The 14,897-nt window shown below is 67.9% G+C and carries 12 protein-coding genes; 7 read left to right on the top strand and 5 right to left on the bottom strand.

Annotated elements, in window-relative coordinates:
- Window positions 1-47: 47 nt before the first annotated feature.
- The 3 genes from mfd to QRO95_RS22995 form a co-directional block, all read right to left on the bottom strand.
- A complete protein-coding gene (gene mfd, locus QRO95_RS23005; protein WP_285303569.1) occupies window positions 48-3,512 on the bottom strand; it encodes a transcription-repair coupling factor in 3,465 nt (1,154 codons plus the stop codon).
- 149 nt (window positions 3,513-3,661) lie between these two features.
- Window positions 3,662-4,207 carry a GNAT family N-acetyltransferase gene (locus QRO95_RS23000; protein WP_004150340.1) on the bottom strand — a complete coding sequence of 182 codons (546 nt, stop codon included), beginning with the start codon at window positions 4,205-4,207 and terminating at the stop codon, window positions 3,662-3,664.
- A gap of 95 nt (window positions 4,208-4,302) precedes the next feature.
- Window positions 4,303-5,160 (bottom strand): 23S rRNA (adenine(2030)-N(6))-methyltransferase RlmJ, encoded by an 858-nt coding sequence (locus tag QRO95_RS22995; protein ID WP_024958156.1) that lies wholly within the window; start codon window positions 5,158-5,160, stop codon window positions 4,303-4,305.
- 35 nt (window positions 5,161-5,195) lie between these two features.
- Here QRO95_RS22995 and creB point away from each other — a divergent pair, with 35 nt between their 5' ends.
- The 7 genes from creB (at window position 5,196) to QRO95_RS22960 (ending at window position 13,010) form a co-directional block, all read left to right on the top strand.
- Window positions 5,196-5,921: a two-component system response regulator CreB gene (gene creB / locus QRO95_RS22990; RefSeq protein WP_285303568.1), complete on the top strand. Its 726-nt coding sequence runs from the start codon at window positions 5,196-5,198 to the stop codon at window positions 5,919-5,921.
- Window positions 5,922-5,924: 3 nt separating this feature from the next.
- A complete protein-coding gene (gene creC, locus QRO95_RS22985; protein WP_285303567.1) occupies window positions 5,925-7,385 on the top strand; it encodes a two-component system sensor histidine kinase CreC in 1,461 nt (486 codons plus the stop codon).
- 81 nt (window positions 7,386-7,466) lie between these two features.
- Window positions 7,467-8,786, top strand: coding sequence for a cell envelope integrity protein CreD (gene creD / locus QRO95_RS22980; protein ID WP_285303566.1), 1,320 nt, complete (start codon window positions 7,467-7,469; stop codon window positions 8,784-8,786).
- Window positions 8,787-8,796: 10 nt separating this feature from the next.
- The gene (locus tag QRO95_RS22975; protein WP_285303565.1) at window positions 8,797-9,207 is read left to right on the top strand and encodes a hypothetical protein; all 411 of its coding nucleotides are present in this window, start codon (window positions 8,797-8,799) and stop codon (window positions 9,205-9,207) included.
- Window positions 9,208-9,349: 142 nt separating this feature from the next.
- On the top strand, window positions 9,350-10,927 hold the full coding sequence (locus tag QRO95_RS22970) for a M20/M25/M40 family metallo-hydrolase (protein ID WP_285303570.1): 1,578 nt from the start codon (window positions 9,350-9,352) through the stop codon (window positions 10,925-10,927).
- Between the two features lie 153 nt (window positions 10,928-11,080).
- On the top strand, window positions 11,081-12,484 hold the full coding sequence (gene gltX / locus QRO95_RS22965) for a glutamate--tRNA ligase (RefSeq protein WP_049399599.1): 1,404 nt from the start codon (window positions 11,081-11,083) through the stop codon (window positions 12,482-12,484).
- Window positions 12,485-12,518: 34 nt separating this feature from the next.
- Entirely contained in the window at window positions 12,519-13,010 is a 492-nt protein-coding gene (locus QRO95_RS22960) for a Fur family transcriptional regulator (protein WP_004150412.1), read from the top strand.
- 32 nt (window positions 13,011-13,042) lie between these two features.
- On the opposite strand, the gene QRO95_RS22955 is transcribed toward QRO95_RS22960, so the two are convergent.
- Window positions 13,043-13,657, bottom strand: coding sequence for a hypothetical protein (locus QRO95_RS22955; RefSeq protein ID WP_285303564.1), 615 nt, complete (start codon window positions 13,655-13,657; stop codon window positions 13,043-13,045).
- A 114-nt stretch (window positions 13,658-13,771) separates the two neighbouring features.
- Window positions 13,772-14,897, bottom strand: a 1,126-nt coding sequence (locus tag QRO95_RS22950; RefSeq protein WP_285303563.1) for an HlyD family secretion protein, incomplete at its 5' end; no start/stop codon positions are given.

Here is a 14,897-nt window from a genome sequence, read left to right as displayed (position 1 = left end):
CATCCGCCCGCACCGGGTGGGGACCGGTGCGGGGTATTCGGGGGCGATCAACCCGGGGCGAGGGTGGTCAGAAGAGCGCGGGCCGCATTGAAGCGGTCTTCCGGCAGCGGCAGCGGGTGCTTGATGCGCAGCTTGTCAGGCCCTTCCATGGCGTAGAGATTGGGTTGTTTCTGGATCAGCTGGATCACCGCCATCGGGTCGATGTTCGGCTTGGACTCGAACACGATGCGGCCACCGTTCTCGCCCAGGTCCAGCTTGCGGATGCCCAGCGTATTGGCCTTCAGCTTCAGCTCGGCGATGGCGAACAGGTGCTTGGCCGCATCCGGCAGCAGGCCGAAGCGGTCGATCATCTCCACCTGCAGTTCGCGCAGCGCATCACTGTCGCGCGCGCTGGAAATGCGCTTGTACAGGGTCAGGCGGGTGTGCACGTCCGGCAGGTAGTCTTCCGGAATCAGCGCCGGCACATGCAGCTCGACCTCGGCACCGCGCACTTCCTCGCCGGCATCCAGGTCGGGCAGTTTGCCCTGCTTGATGCTGCGCACCGCGCGCTCCAGCAGCTCGGTGTAGAGGCTGAAGCCGACCTCGGCCATCTGCCCGCTCTGGTCCTCGCCCAGCAGTTCACCGGCACCGCGGATTTCCAGATCGTGCGTGGCCAGGGTGAAGCCGGCACCGAGCTCGTCCATCGACGCGATCGCTTCCAGGCGCTTTTCCGCATCCGGGGTGATCGAGCGGCGGTCGGGCGCCACCAGGTAGGCGTAGGCGCGGTGGTGCGAACGACCGACGCGGCCACGCAGCTGGTGCAGCTGGGCCAGGCCGAAGCGGTCGGCGCGGTTGATGATGATGGTGTTGGCGTTGGGGATGTCGATGCCCGACTCGATGATCGTGGTCGACAGCAGCACGTTGAAGCGCTGCTTCTGGAAATCCAGCATCACCTTTTCCAGCTCGCGCTCCGGCATCTGTCCGTGGGCAATACCGATGCGCGCCTCCGGCACCAGCTCGGACAGCTCGCGCTGCATGCGGCCGATGCTTTCCACGTCGTTGTGCAGGAAGTACAGCTGGCCACCGCGCGCCAGCTCGCGCTGGAAGGCTTCGCGCAGCAGCGCATTGTCCCACTGGGTGATGAAGGTCTGCACCGCCAGCCGGTTCGGCGGCGGCGTTGCGATGATCGACAGGTCGCGCAGGCCGGCCATGGCCATGTTGAGCGTGCGCGGAATCGGCGTGGCGGTCAGGGTCAGCAGGTGCACGTTGGCGCGCAGCGCCTTCAGCGCTTCCTTCTGGCGTACGCCGAAACGCTGCTCCTCGTCGACGATGACCATGCCCAGGTCCTTGAACTTCACGTCCGGCTGCAGCAGGCGATGGGTACCGACGATGACGTCGATGGTGCCGGCGGCGACCTTTTCCAGCTCGGCCTTGATTTCCTTGGTGGTCTTGAAGCGCGACAGCACCTCGACCTTCAGCGGGTAATCGGCGAAGCGGTCGCGGAAGTTGCGGTAATGCTGTTCGGCCAGCAGCGTGGTCGGCACCAGCACGGCCACCTGCTTGCCGGCACTGGCGGCGGCGAATGCCGCACGCACCGCCACCTCGGTCTTGCCGAAGCCGACGTCGCCGCAGACCACGCGGTCCATCGGCTGGCTGCTGGCCAGGTCGCGCAGGGTGGCGTCGATCGCGGCCAGCTGGTCCGGGGTTTCCTCGAACGGGAAACCGGCGGCGAACGGCTCGTACATCGCGCGGTCCACCTGCAGCGCCAGGCCGGCACGCGCCTGGCGGCGGGCCTGGATCTCCAGCAGCTCGGCGGCGACGTCGCGCACCTTCTCGGCGGCCTTGCGCTTGGCCTTGCTCCACTGTTCGCCACCGAGCGAATGCAGTGGCGCGGTTTCCGCCGACGCACCGGAGTAGCGGCTGATCAGGTGCAGCTGGGCGACCGGCACATACAGGCGGTCGCCCTTGGCGTATTCGATTTCCAGGAACTCGCCGGGCATGCCGCCGACATCCATCGCAATCAGGCCGCGGTAGCGGCCGACGCCATGGTCCTCGTGGACGATCGGCGCACCCTCGGTCAGTTCGCCGAGGTCGCGGATGATCGCTTCCGGCTCGCGGCCGGCACGGCGCGTGCGGCGGGTGCTGCCGGCGCGCTCGGGGAACAGCTGGCGCTCGGTCAGCACCGCGATGCGCGGTTCATCCAGCGCGAAGCCGTCTTCCAGCGGCGCCACGGTGATGGCAAAGCGCGCATCCCCGGCCAGGAACGCAGGCAGGTCGGCCACCACCGGCGGCTTCAGCTCGGCGGCCTGCAGCACTTCCAGCAGGGCTTCGCGTCGGCCGGGCGAATCGGCGGCGATCAGCACCCGGCCGGGGTAGTGGCCGAGGAAGGATTTCAGTGCATCGCCAGCGGGGGCCTCGCGCGCGGCCACCGGCAGCGGCGGCAGCGGCTGGTCGCCCAACGCATGGGCATCGGCGATGCGCGCGTGGTCAGCCGACCACACTTCGATGCGCGGGGCATCGTTCAGACGCTCGCGCAGTAGTTCCGGCGACAGGTACAGCGCCGACGGCGGCAGCAGCGGCCGTTCCACATCGTGGCGGCGCTGCTCGTAACGCTCGCCGGTCTGCGCCCAGAACGCCTCGGCGGCTTCGCCGGCACCGGCGCAGACCACCGGCAGGCTGCCGTCGGGCAGGTAGTCGAACAGGGTCGCGGTGCGTTCGAAGAACAGCGGCAGGTAGTACTCGACGCCGGCCGGGGCCAGCCCGGACTTCAGATCCTGGTACAGCGCGCTGCGCCGGGTATCGACATCGAAGCGTTCGCGCAGCGTGGCCAGCACGCGGGCGATGCTGGCTTCGTCCATCGGTACTTCGCGGCCCGGCAGCATGTGCACCGCCTCGACCTTGTCCAGCGAGCGCTGGCTTTCCGGGTCGAAGGCACGGATCGAGTCGATGTCCTCGTCCAGCAGCTCCACCCGCAGCGGCTCGTCGGCGCCCATCGGGAACACATCGAGCAGGCCGCCGCGCACGGCGAAGTCACCCGGGTCCATCACCTGCGGGACGTTGCGGTAACCAGCACTTTCCAGGCGACGCTTCTCGGCTTCCAGATCCAGGCGCTGGCCGACCTTCAGGTCGAAGCTGCCACCGATCACGTAGCTGCGCGGGGCCAGCTGCTGCAGCAGGGTCTGCACCGGCACGATCACCAGGCCGCGCTTCAGCGTGGGCAGGCGGTGCAGGGCGGACAGTCGCTGCGAAATGATGTCCGGATGCGGGCTGAAGCGGTCGTAGGGCAGGGTTTCCCAGTCCGGGAAGGCCACCACCGGCAGGGCCGGGTCACCGCCGAGCAGGGTGTGCAGGTCGGCTTCGAGCTGGTTGGCACCGTGGTTGTCACGGGCGATCACCAGCAGCGGGGCGTCGTGCGCACGCGCGGCCTGGGCCAGGTACCAGGCCAGGGCGGTCGGCGATGCGGGGGCGCGCCACCAGGCGCGGAGCTGGCCGGCGCGCGGCAGCGGCGGGGCGGGGTATGAGGTACGCGACATGGACCCCGGATTTTAGCAGAAGCCCGATCGAAGCCCGGCGAGTCGTGCCGGCCGTTGGCCGGCCGCCTCATGTGCCGTTGGGGTATCGGAATGCCGGCCAGCGGCCGGCACTACCGGGAGGCGTCGCCGGGCAGAGCCCGGCGCATCCGTCAGTTGTCCAGCTCCAGCACCATCCGCACCAGGCCTTCGGCACCGGTCGGGTGCGGGACCGGCTTGAAGCCCAGCGAGGCGGCCAGCTGCTTCATCGGCTCGTTCTCGGCGGCAACGTCGCCGTACAGGCGGTCCAGGTACTTGCCGCGGCCCCACTTCACCAGCTTGCGCATCAGCTGCCGGCCGAGGCCCTGGCCAATGAGGAAGCGGCTGATCAGGATCGCGTACTCGGCTTCACGGGTACCGGGGATGATCGAGGCCCGGGCGACCGCGCCGACCACCGCTTCGCCAGCGGGCAGGGATTCGGCAGCGACCAGGGTGATCTCGGTCTTGGGATTCGGGTGGGTCAGGCGCTGGGTGGTTTCCGGCGACAGCTCGGTCACCGCCTGCAGGAAACGATCACGGATTTCTTCCGGCCCGAACAGGCTGAACGCCGCTTGCAGCGGTGCGCCATCTTCCGGGCGGATGGGGCGGATCAGCAGCTCGTGGCCGCTGGGAGCCTTGAAGATCTCATGCCAGGGCGGCATGCGGTTGCGAGTGGCCATACCGGGTGATTCCTTGGTGGTCCATCGATTGTGGCATCACCGGGGCTGCATTCCGTGAACGAAAGGCTCACGGCGGTACAGCCTCGTGAAGGCCGTTATTCGGGGGCTTTGAGCCAATCCAGGCGGGTGCTGGCCCCGGGTTCGCCCAGGTGCTGGCGCAGCGCCGGCAGGGCTGGGCCGACCACCCGGTCGAACTGCCAGGGCGGGTTGAGCAGCAGCATGCCGCTGCCGTTGAGGCGCAGCGGTGAGTCGTCCGGGCGCACCAGGAACTCGATCGTCATCGCCGATTTCACCGGCAGGGCGGTGGCCTTGCGCAGGAAGTGCAGGATGGTGCGGCGCTGCTTGATCGGGAACCAGACGGCACACGTGGCCTGCGGCCAGCGCGCCAGGGTTTCGGCCAGGGCGGCCAGAACGGCCTGGTATTCGGCGTCCTGGGCCTCGTAGGGCGGGTCGATCAGCACCAGGCCACGGCCGATCTTGCTGCCGTTGAACTTCGGCGGCAGCAGCGAACGCAGCAGCGCATAGCCATCGCCCGCCCGCACGTCGACACGGCTGTCATGGGCGAACAGAGCCTTCAGCGTGGCCGTTTCGGCTTCCTGCAGCTCACAGACCGCCATGCGGTCCTGCGCGCGCATCGCCTGCGCGCTCAGCAGCGGCGATCCCGGGTAGTTGGTCAGGGCGCCCACCGGATTATCGGCCTGCACCGCCTTCAGATAGCGCTCGACCACCTCGGGCAGCTTGGGCTGGGCCATCAGCCGCATGATCCCGGATTCAGCCTCGAGGGTCTTGCGGCTCTCTTCGCTGGCCAGCAGGTAGCGGCCGGCGCCGCCGTGGGTGTCGAGCACGAAGAACGGGCTGTCCTTGCGCTTGAAGCTGTCGATCAGGGCCAGCTGCACGATGTGCTTGAGCACATCGGCGTGGTTGCCGGCATGGAAGGCGTGGCGATAGTTCATGGGCGGCAGTGTACGGGGCGGCGGCCGCAGCGGCTATGCTGCGCGCCATGACAGCTCCTGTTGCCCATGTCCTGGTGGTCGAGGACGAAGCCGCCATCGCCGAAACCGTGCTCTATGCGCTGCGCAGCGAAGGCTATGCCGCCAGCCATTGCCTGCTGGGCGGTGAGGCTCTGCTGCGGCTGCAGGCCGGCGGCATCGACGTGGTGGTGCTGGATGTCGGCCTGCCCGACCTCGGTGGCTTCGAGGTCTGCCGCCGGCTGCGCGCCTTGCCGGGCCCTGAGGCGCAGCTGCCGGTGATCTTCCTGACCGCCCGCAACGATGAAGTGGACCGCGTGCTCGGCCTGGAACTGGGCGCCGACGACTACATGACCAAGCCGTTCTCGCCGCGCGAACTGGTGGCAAGGGTGCGTGCGCGCCTGCGCCGTGCGGCGCCGGTCGTCGCAGCGCCCAGCGCCGATGCGGGCTGGCAGGAGCATGGCGCGTTCGCCATTGACCGCGAGGGCCGGCGCATCCGCTTCCGCGGCCATGCGCTGGACCTGACCCGCTATGAGTACGCACTGCTGGAAGCGCTGCTGCAGCGCCCGGGTGCGATCCTCAGCCGTGCCCAGCTGATGGACCGGGGCTGGGACAGCAGTGCCGACAGTGCCGACCGCACCGTCGACACCCATGTAAAGACGTTGCGCGCCAAGCTGCGCGCGGCCGGTGCCAGCGACGACCCGATCCGCACCCACCGTGGCCTCGGCTACGCGCTGGAGGTCTAGCTGATGCGCCTGGTACTGAAGCTGTTCCTCGGCTTCTTCCTGATCACCGGCATCGCCGCGTTCTTCGTGATGCGCGTGTTCGTCAACGAGGTGAAGCCCGGTGTGCGCCAGGCGATGGAATCGACCCTGGTCGATGCGGCCAACGTGCTGGCCGAGATGGCCGCCGCCGACGGCAAGGACGGCACCATCCGCAGCGGCAGCTTCACCCGCAACCTGGCCAAGGCGCGGCAGCGCGACCTGAAGGCGATGGTCTGGCGTTTCCCCAAGCGCTCGCTGGATTACCGGGTGACTATCACCGACGCCAAGGGCATCGTCATCTACGACTCGCTGGGCCGCGACCTGGGGCGCGACAATTCGCGCTGGAATGATGTGTACCGCACGCTGCGCGGTGAGTACGGCGCACGTTCCAGCCCCGAGATTGCCGGCGAAGAGGGCGATACGGTGATGCATGTGGCGGCGCCGGTGTACGACCCGGCCGACGGCCGCACGCTGATCGGCGTGCTCAGCCTGGCCCAACCGAACCGCAGCATCGATCCGTTCATCGCCGCCAGCCAGCGCGCCATCATCGAGCGCGGTGCGTGGCTGATCGGGCTGTCGGCGCTGGTCGGCGTGCTGGTGACGATGTGGCTGACCACGGGCCTCGGTCAGCTCAGCCGCTATGCACGCGCGGTCAGCGCGGGCGAACCGGTGCCACCACCACGGCGCCGTCGCGACGAGATCGGCGATCTCGGCCAGGCGCTGGAAACGATGCGCCGCAAGCTGGAGGGCAAGGCCTACGTCGAGCAGTACGTGCAGTCGCTGACGCACGAGATGAAGAGCCCGCTGGCGGCGATCCGCGGTGCCGCCGAACTGCTGCAGGAGCCGCTGCCGGAAGCCGATCGCGTGCATTTCGCGCGCAGCATCGTCGACCAGCAGGAGCGGCTGACCGAGACCATCGACAAGCTGCTGGCGCTGGCCGAAGTGGAACAGCACGGCTGGCTGCAGACCCGCGATCCGATCGCGCTGCCGGCATTGCTGGCCGATGCGGCGGCCGCCGCGCAGGTGCGTGCGCAGGCGGCCGGCGTGCAGGTCCGCATCGGCAACGTGCCCGACCTGCGGGTGCAGGGCGACGGCTACCTGCTGCGGCAGGCACTGCACAACCTGATCGACAACGCGATTGCCTTCTCGCCAGCCGGCGCGGAGATCGCGCTGCAGGCCGAGGTGGACGGGCAGGGCGTGCGCCTGCAGGTGGCCGACCGTGGCGCCGGCATTCCCGACTACGCGCGTGAGCGGGTGTTCGAACGCTTCTATTCGCTGGCGCGGCCCGGCAGCGGGCGTCGCAGCTCCGGCCTGGGCCTGCCCTTCGTGCAGGAGGTTGCGCGCCTGCATGATGGGCGTGCCAGCGTGGATATCCGCGAGGGCGGCGGCACCCTGGCCAGCCTGTGGCTGCCTTTGGGTGCGCCGGGCCAGCGCCCGCGCCGCTGACTTCACACTCGCTTCAAATTCGCCACAAACCCTGCTCACTGCGGCGGTCCATCCTGCAGCCCTCTCCAACGAGGATGGACCATGAAATCCCTGAAGATGCTGCTGCGGTTCGCCATTGTCGGCGGGCTGATCCTGCTGCTGCTGGTGCCGCTGCCGATGATCCGCGGGGTCATCAACGAACGTAGCGCGTACCGCGACGAGGCCTTCTCACGGGTGGCCGACAGCCGCGCCGGTGCACAGCAGCTGGTGGGCCCGGTGCGGGTGGTGCCGTGGGTGGAACGCAAGCAGGTTGAACTGGTCGACCCGCTGGGCGTCAAGAAGACCGAGGTGCAGGTCACCGAGGGGCACTGGCTGCAGATGCCGGCGTCGCTGGAGGTGGGCGGCGAGATGCTGCCGAGCCAGCGTGAGGTCGGCCTGTTCAAGGTGCCGGTATACAGCTGGAACGGCCAGATGAAGGCGACGTTCGCTGCAGACGACTATCCGGTGAAGGCCGGCCGCAGCTACGGCCAGCCGTATGTGGCGGTGGGCATTTCCGATGTGCGTGGCCTGGTCGGTACGCCGAACCTGCGCGTGGATGGCAAGCAGCTGCGCCTGCTGCCGGGGGTTGGTGCGGCCAGCGAGGTGGGGCGAGGCCTGCATGCACCGGTGGCAGGATTCGCCGAAGACCATGGCGGCACGCTGGCTGCCAGCACCGTCGAACTCGAGCTGCGCCTGGATGGCAGCCGCATGCTGTCGGTGGTGCCGGTGGGCGATGACACCAAGATCGCACTGCGTTCGAGCTGGCCGCATCCGTCATTCAGCGGTGCGTTCCTGCCCAACGAGCGTCGCGTCGACGCACAGGGCTTCGATGCGCGCTGGGCGGTGTCTTCGCTGGCCTCCGATGCACAGCGACAGCTGCGCAATGATGGTGCGGTCGAGTCGCAGGCGGTGACGGTGTCGCTGGTTGATCCGGTCGATGCCTACACCCAGGCCGACCGTGCCTCGAAATACGGCGTGCTGTTCGTGCTGCTCACCTTCGTTGGCTTCATCCTGTTCGAGCTGATCAGGTCGCTGCGCATCCACCCGCTGCAGTACCTCATGGTGGGCCTGGCGCTGGCGATCTTCTTCCTGCTGCTGATCAGCCTGTCCGAGCACATCGCGTTCTGGAAGGCCTACCTGGTTTCGGCGGTGGCCTGTATCGGCCTGCAGGCGGTGTACCTGGCCAACGTGCTGGGCCACTGGAAGCGCGGCCTCGGCTTCGCTGCGCTGCTGACCGTGTTGTATGGCGCGCTGTATGGCCTGCTGGTGTCGGAGAACAACGCACTGCTGATGGGTTCGCTGCTGCTGTTCGTGATCCTGGCGCTGGCGATGTGGGTGACCCGCCGGGTGGACTGGTACGCGCTTGGCGCGGAACTGAAGTAAGGAGTACGCCATGAGCTGGCGCCAGGGATTGCGGCAACGGGCACGGCAGGGCATTCCGGCCCTGCTGGAAGTGGACGCACTGCTGCAGGCACATGGCGTGCTGGCGGCCTTGCCCGGGGCACGGATCGCCCCCGGCCTGGTCCGCTTCCAGCTGGCGGCGGTGACCTGCGAGGGATTGCAGGGCCAGGGACTGGCCTGGCTGCACGGCGCGCGGCAGGGACGCGGTGCGCTGGCCGGCAGGGTGCCGCGCTACCGGCCATGGAAGGCCGGGGCGGAGGCGCTGGCCGAGATCGGCATCGGCGGCCTGCCCGAGGACTGGCCTGCGCATGCGGCGGTGTACGGCTGCAGCAGCATCGACCGGCGGCACTGGTTGCTGCTGCTGCCGGAACGGGAGCAGTTGTGGCTGGGATGGAGTGGGTGATTCGGTTGTTCATCCACGCCTGGCGTGGATCTACTGTCGCTGTCCATGACCGATGGGACGGTATCGGCGCGCCCCTGCTGGCTAGACTCGATGGGTTGATGATCGAGCCGAAGGGCAGGGGTGCGATGTGTTGAAGTGGGGCATGCTGGCCGCAGCGCTGGCGATGGGTGGCAATGCAGGCGCGCAGCAGCGCGAGCCGGTGGACCTGGACATGGTCAGCTGCATCCGCCAGGAGGCCTTCCACCGTTCGCAGGTGATGGACACCTTCAGCTACCTCACCGAACGCATCGGCCCGCGACTGACCAACTCGCCGGCGATGGGCCGCGCCAATGCGTGGACCCGCGGCAAGTTCAACGAATGGAAGCTGGACAACGTCCACGACGAAGCCTTCGACGACTTCGGGCGCGGCTGGGAGTTCACCTCGGCCAGCGTGGAGATGCTGGGGGACCGTGTACAGCCGCTGCATGCACTGCCGAAGGCGTGGACGCCGGGCACCAAGGGACCGGTTGAAGGCGAACTGGTGCAGGTCGAGATCAAGAAGCCCGAGGACATCGAGAAGTACCGCGGCAAGCTGCGCGGCAAGATCCTGCTGCTGGGCGAGGCGCGCGAGTACAAGCGCGGCACCGAGGCGGATTCGCACCGCCACGACGCCACCTCGCTGGAGGGCCTGCAGGAGTTCACCCTGCCCAAGGACAAGGACGCCACCGCCGAGCGTGCGAAGCGGGTCAAGGAATACCAGGAACGCCAGCAGCTGGCGACCAAGGTCAATGCGTTCTTCGTGGAAGAAGGCGCGCTGGCCTCGATCAGCATCAGCAGCTGGGACAACGGCATCATCCGCGTTGCCGGTGGCGGCTCGCGCAAGGCCGGTGAATCGGTGGGCATCCCCGAACTGGCGATGATCAGCGAACACTTCAATCCGCTGGTGCGCGCGCTGGAGGCCAAGCAGACCGTGCGCCTGCGCGTGGATGTGGCTGCGCGCTTCACCGACGAGGCCGACCAGCCGGGTTACAACACGCTGGCCGAGATCCGCGGCAGCAGCAGGCCCGATGAAGTGGTGATGATCGGCGCGCACCTGGATTCCTGGCACAGTGGTACCGGTGCGGCCGACAACGCGGCCGGCGTGGCGGTGATGATGGAAGCGATGCGCATCCTCAAGGCCACCGGCGCCAAGCCCAGGCGCACCATCCGGGTGGCGCTGTGGAGCGGCGAGGAGCAGGGCCTGATCGGCTCGCAGGCCTATGTGGCCAAGCACTTCGGCCGTTTCCCGGAACCCACCGACCCGGCGCAGAAGGCGCTGCCGGCCTCGCTGCGCGAGCCGACCGGCGCGCTGCAGAAGACCCGCGACTACGGCAAGTTCCAGGTCTACTTCAACATGGACAACGGCTCGGGCCGCTTCCGTGGCATCTATGCACAGGAAAACCTGGCGGCGATGCCGATCTTCGAAGCCTGGCTGGCGCCGTTCCATGACGTCGGCGCCACCACCGTGGCCACCCGCAACACCGGCAGCACCGACCACATCAGCTTCGACCGCATCGGCCTGCCGGGCTTCCAGTTCATCCAGGACCGGCTGGACTACTTCACCAATGTCCACCACAGTCACCTGGACACCTGGGACCACGCCGAACCGGAAGACCTGAAGCAGGCCGCAGCCATCGTCGCCTCGTTCGCCTACAACGCCGCGATGCGCGAGCAGTCCTTCCCGCGCAAGGTAGAACCGTAAAAGGGGACGGAGGGGATTAAGTCGTTTCTCCCCTCCGTTTCCCGGTTGCAGGCCCAGCGGCTGGGCAATCGCGACTTAATCCCCTCCGTCCCCTTTTTCCGTAGGGGGCGGTGGGCTGGTAAAATCGGGGGATTCCCGTTCCTCGAGCCGTCCATGACCTGCCGCACCCGCTTCGCCCCCAGCCCCACCGGTTACCTGCACATCGGCGGTGCCCGCACCGCGCTGTACTGCTGGCTGGAGGCCCGCCACCGTGGCGGCGAGTTCGTGCTGCGCATCGAGGACACCGACCGTGAACGCAGCACCCAGGGCGCGATCGACGCGATCCTGGAGGCGATGGAGTGGCTGGGCCTGGACTATGACGAAGGCCCGATCTACCAGACCGACCGCGTCGCCCGTTACCTGGAAGTGGCCGAGCAGCTGGTGGCCGACGGCAAGGCGTACTACGCCTATGAGACCCGCGAAGAGCTGGACGCGATGCGCGAGGCCGCCATGGCCAGGCAGGAGAAGCCGCGCTACAACGGCGCTGCACGCGAACTGGGCCTGCCGCGCAAGGACGACCCGAACCGCGTCATCCGCTTCAAGAACCCGCTGGAAGGCACGGTGGTGTTCGACGACCTGATCAAGGGCCGCATCGAGATCGCCAACAGCGAGCTGGATGACATGGTCATCTTCCGCCCGGACGGCTACCCCACCTACAACTTCGCGGTGGTGGTGGACGACTGGGACATGGGCATCACCGAGGTCATCCGCGGCGACGACCACATCAACAACACCCCGCGCCAGATCAACCTGTACGAAGGCATCGGCGCGCCGGTGCCGAAGTTCGGCCACATGCCGATGATCCTCGACGAGCAGGGCGCCAAGCTGTCCAAGCGCACCGGCGCGGCCGACGTGATGCAGTACAAGGACGCCGGCTACCTGCCGGACGCGCTGCTGAGCTACCTGGCCCGCCTGGGCTGGTCGCACGGCGACCAGGAGCTGTTCAGCCGCCAGGAGCTGATCGACCTGTTCGACGTGAAGGACTGCAACTCCAAGGCCTCGCGCTTGGACATGGCCAAGCTGGGCTGGGTCAACCAGCACTTCCTGAAGACCGAGGACGTGGCCGCGATCGTGCCGCACCTGGTCTACCAGCTGCAGAAGCTGGGCCTGGACGTGGCCGCCGGCCCCGCCCCGGAGGACGTGGTGATCGCCCTGCGTGAACGCGTGCAGACCCTGAAGGAAATGGCCGAGAAGGCGGTGGTCTGGTACCAGCCGCTGACCGAGTACGACGAAGCGGCGGTGGCCAAGCACTTCAAGGCCGGTGCCGAAGTGGCGCTGGGCAAGGCCCGCGAGCTGCTGGCCGCCCTGCCGGAATGGACCGCCGAGTCGGTGGGCGTCGCCCTGCACGACGCGGCCGCAGCGTTGGAAATCGGCATGGGCAAGGTGGCCCAGCCGCTGCGCGTGGCCATCACCGGCACCCAGGTCAGTCCTGACATTTCCCATACCGTGTACCTGGCCGGCCGCGAGCAGGCCTTGAAACGCATTGATGTGGCCATCACCAAGGTAGCAACGGCCTGAGGCATCCTTGCCAGGCCCGAACCGGAGAACACGCATGCCCGCCAAGACCGCCACTGCCTGCACCGCCCCGCACCACCACGTCCACGACGCATCGGATTTCGTGGCGGTGGTCGAGCGCGTCTCGCGCGAACGCGGGCTGCGCCTGACCCCGATCCGCGCCAATGTGCTGAAGCTGATCGCCGAGGCCGGCAAGCCGGTCAAGGCCTACGAGCTGCTGGAATGGGTGCGTAACGGCAAGGGCGTGGGCGCTGATGCCCCGCCCACCGTGTACCGCGCGCTCGACTTCCTGATGGCCAATGGCTTCGTGCACAAGCTGGAGTCTGTGAATGCCTTCGTGGCCTGCCACCACCCCAGCAGCGCGGCGCACTCGGTGCCGTTCCTGATCTGCAACAGCTGCCACAGCGCGGTGGAACTGGAAGACCGCGAGATCGTCACCCAGCTGGAGAAGCGCGCCAAGGAGCTGGGCTTCCAGCCGCAGGCGCAGACCCTGGAAGTGCACGGCCTCTGCGCGCGCTGCGCGGGCTGAGTCGCGGCGCATACCCGGACTGAGCCGCACGCTCAGTCCCGGGCGGCGTGCTCTTTCAGACGCTTCAGGACGCTGCGCTGTGCGTCGACCAGTACAGGGTCGTCCACCCGCAACTGCTCGACCCAGGCGAGCGCTGGTACCGGGTCGGCATGGCGCACGAAATACAGTGCCTGCGCCAGGAAATGCACATTGGGCACCCTGGCGTCCCAGATGAGCTTGGCGATACGCAGCATCGACGCCTGCATGCCGGGTGTAACCTCAACGCCGGTCTTCCCTGAAAGCGCGGTATTGAGGCAGTAAAGCGCCTGGCAGGGCAGATCACGCGGTGTGCCCGCACGCGACCAGTCAGCGCGTTCGGCAAAGTCCAGCAGGATGGCAATGGCGGCGGGGCCACTCACATCGGCCAGTGTGCCGAGCGCGAACACTGCCAGCTGGGGGTCACCCAGCATATCGCGCAGACCTTCCACGCCCTGGCGTCCCCAGGCGGTGCAGGCCTTGGCCCAGCCGCCGAACGGTACGACCCGGCTACCATCGCCCAGCAGGCCATCATCCGGCCAACCGTGCAGTATCCGCAGCCGCTCAATCTCCTCGCCACCTTCGGCGCCGTGCTCCTGCACGAAGGCGATCAGATCTTCCGCTTCCAGCATGTCCTTGGCCGCCCGCCTGGCCAGTGTCGTGAATTTCATCGTCTTCCAGCAATCCTGATCCAGATCCGCAACGGTAGCGGATCAATGGGGTGAAGGCAGTCAGCAGCCTGCACCCTAGTCCATCGGCTTGGACCGGGTATCCACCCGCACGATCACCGACATGCCGGGCCGCAGCTGCGCGGCCAGCGTCTGGCCTTCATTGATCGATATCCGCACCGGCAGCCGCTGCACCACCTTGGTGAAGTTGCCGCTGGCATTGTCCGGGCGCAGCACGCTGAATTCCGAACCGGTGGCTGGCGCGATCTCCTGCACGCGGCCGCGCAGCACCTGGCCCTGGAACGCGTCCACCGAGAACGTGGCCGGCTGACCGATCGCCATGCCCCAGGTCTGGCCTTCCTTGTAGTTGGCCACCACCCATAGCGTGTCAGGCACCAGGAACAGCAGCTGCGAACCGGCGGCGACGTATTGGCCCACGCGCACGCTGGCTTCGCTGATCTGGCCGTCGCGCGGTGCGTGGATCACCGTGTTGGCCAGGTCGATGCGAGCCAGTTCCAGTTGTGCCTGTGCACTTTCCACCTGGGCCTCCAGGCTCTTGCGCGCCACCTGGGTCGACACCAGCGTTTCCTCGGCGATGCGGATCTGCGCCTGCGACTGCTGCACGCTGGCCTGTGCCGAGGCCTGGGTGGTGCGGAACTTGTCGCGGTCGTTGACCGACACCAGTTGCTGCGCAGCCAGTTCCTCGTAGCGTTTCAATTCATTGCGCGAACGCTGCAGCTCGGCCTGGCCGGCCGACAGCGTGGCGTGCGCCGAAGCGATCTGCGCACGGTTCTGCGCCTGCGACTGGTCCGAATTGGCCAGTGCCGCGCGTGCGCTGTCCAGTGTTGCCTGTGCCTGGGCGACACGCTGCGTGTAGATGCGGTCGTCGATGCGCAGCAGCGGCTCGCCCTCCCTCACGTGCTGGAAGTCCTTCACCAGCACTTCGGTCACGTAGCCGTTCACCTGTGGCGCCATCACTGTGATCTGCCCGCGCACATAGGCGTTGTCGGTCACCATCACGCTGCTGGTGAACGGCCACAGGTGCCAGGCGCGCAGGATCAGCGCAATGCCCAGCAAGGCCACCACCACCATCACCACCACGCTGCGCGCGCTGGGCTTGAGGTACTTCGGCGCGGCAGCCGGTGTCGCGGGCGTGGGCGCAGGCGCCGCATCGGTCGGCGGCGGTGGAGTGACGTTGTCGGCG

It is taken from the genome of Stenotrophomonas maltophilia group sp. Smal13 (assembly GCF_030236855.1).
GTDB lineage: Bacteria > Pseudomonadota > Gammaproteobacteria > Xanthomonadales > Xanthomonadaceae > Stenotrophomonas > Stenotrophomonas maltophilia_A.
The sequence above is the reverse complement of the archived record's forward strand: the minus strand, read 5'-3'. Positions and strand labels throughout refer to the sequence as shown.

Coding starts and splice junctions, on each gene's coding strand:
- mfd (WP_285303569.1), bottom strand. CDS start 3,512: ATGTCGCGTACCTCATACCCCGCCCCGCCGCTGCCGCGCGCCGGCCAG.
- QRO95_RS23000 (WP_004150340.1), bottom strand. CDS start 4,207: ATGGCCACTCGCAACCGCATGCCGCCCTGGCATGAGATCTTCAAGGCT.
- QRO95_RS22995 (WP_024958156.1), bottom strand. CDS start 5,160: ATGAACTATCGCCACGCCTTCCATGCCGGCAACCACGCCGATGTGCTC.
- creB (WP_285303568.1), top strand. CDS start 5,196: ATGCTGCGCGCCATGACAGCTCCTGTTGCCCATGTCCTGGTGGTCGAG.
- creC (WP_285303567.1), top strand. CDS start 5,925: ATGCGCCTGGTACTGAAGCTGTTCCTCGGCTTCTTCCTGATCACCGGC.
- creD (WP_285303566.1), top strand. CDS start 7,467: ATGAAATCCCTGAAGATGCTGCTGCGGTTCGCCATTGTCGGCGGGCTG.
- QRO95_RS22975 (WP_285303565.1), top strand. CDS start 8,797: ATGAGCTGGCGCCAGGGATTGCGGCAACGGGCACGGCAGGGCATTCCG.
- QRO95_RS22970 (WP_285303570.1), top strand. CDS start 9,350: ATGCTGGCCGCAGCGCTGGCGATGGGTGGCAATGCAGGCGCGCAGCAG.
- gltX (WP_049399599.1), top strand. CDS start 11,081: ATGACCTGCCGCACCCGCTTCGCCCCCAGCCCCACCGGTTACCTGCAC.
- QRO95_RS22960 (WP_004150412.1), top strand. CDS start 12,519: ATGCCCGCCAAGACCGCCACTGCCTGCACCGCCCCGCACCACCACGTC.
- QRO95_RS22955 (WP_285303564.1), bottom strand. CDS start 13,657: ATGCTGGAAGCGGAAGATCTGATCGCCTTCGTGCAGGAGCACGGCGCC.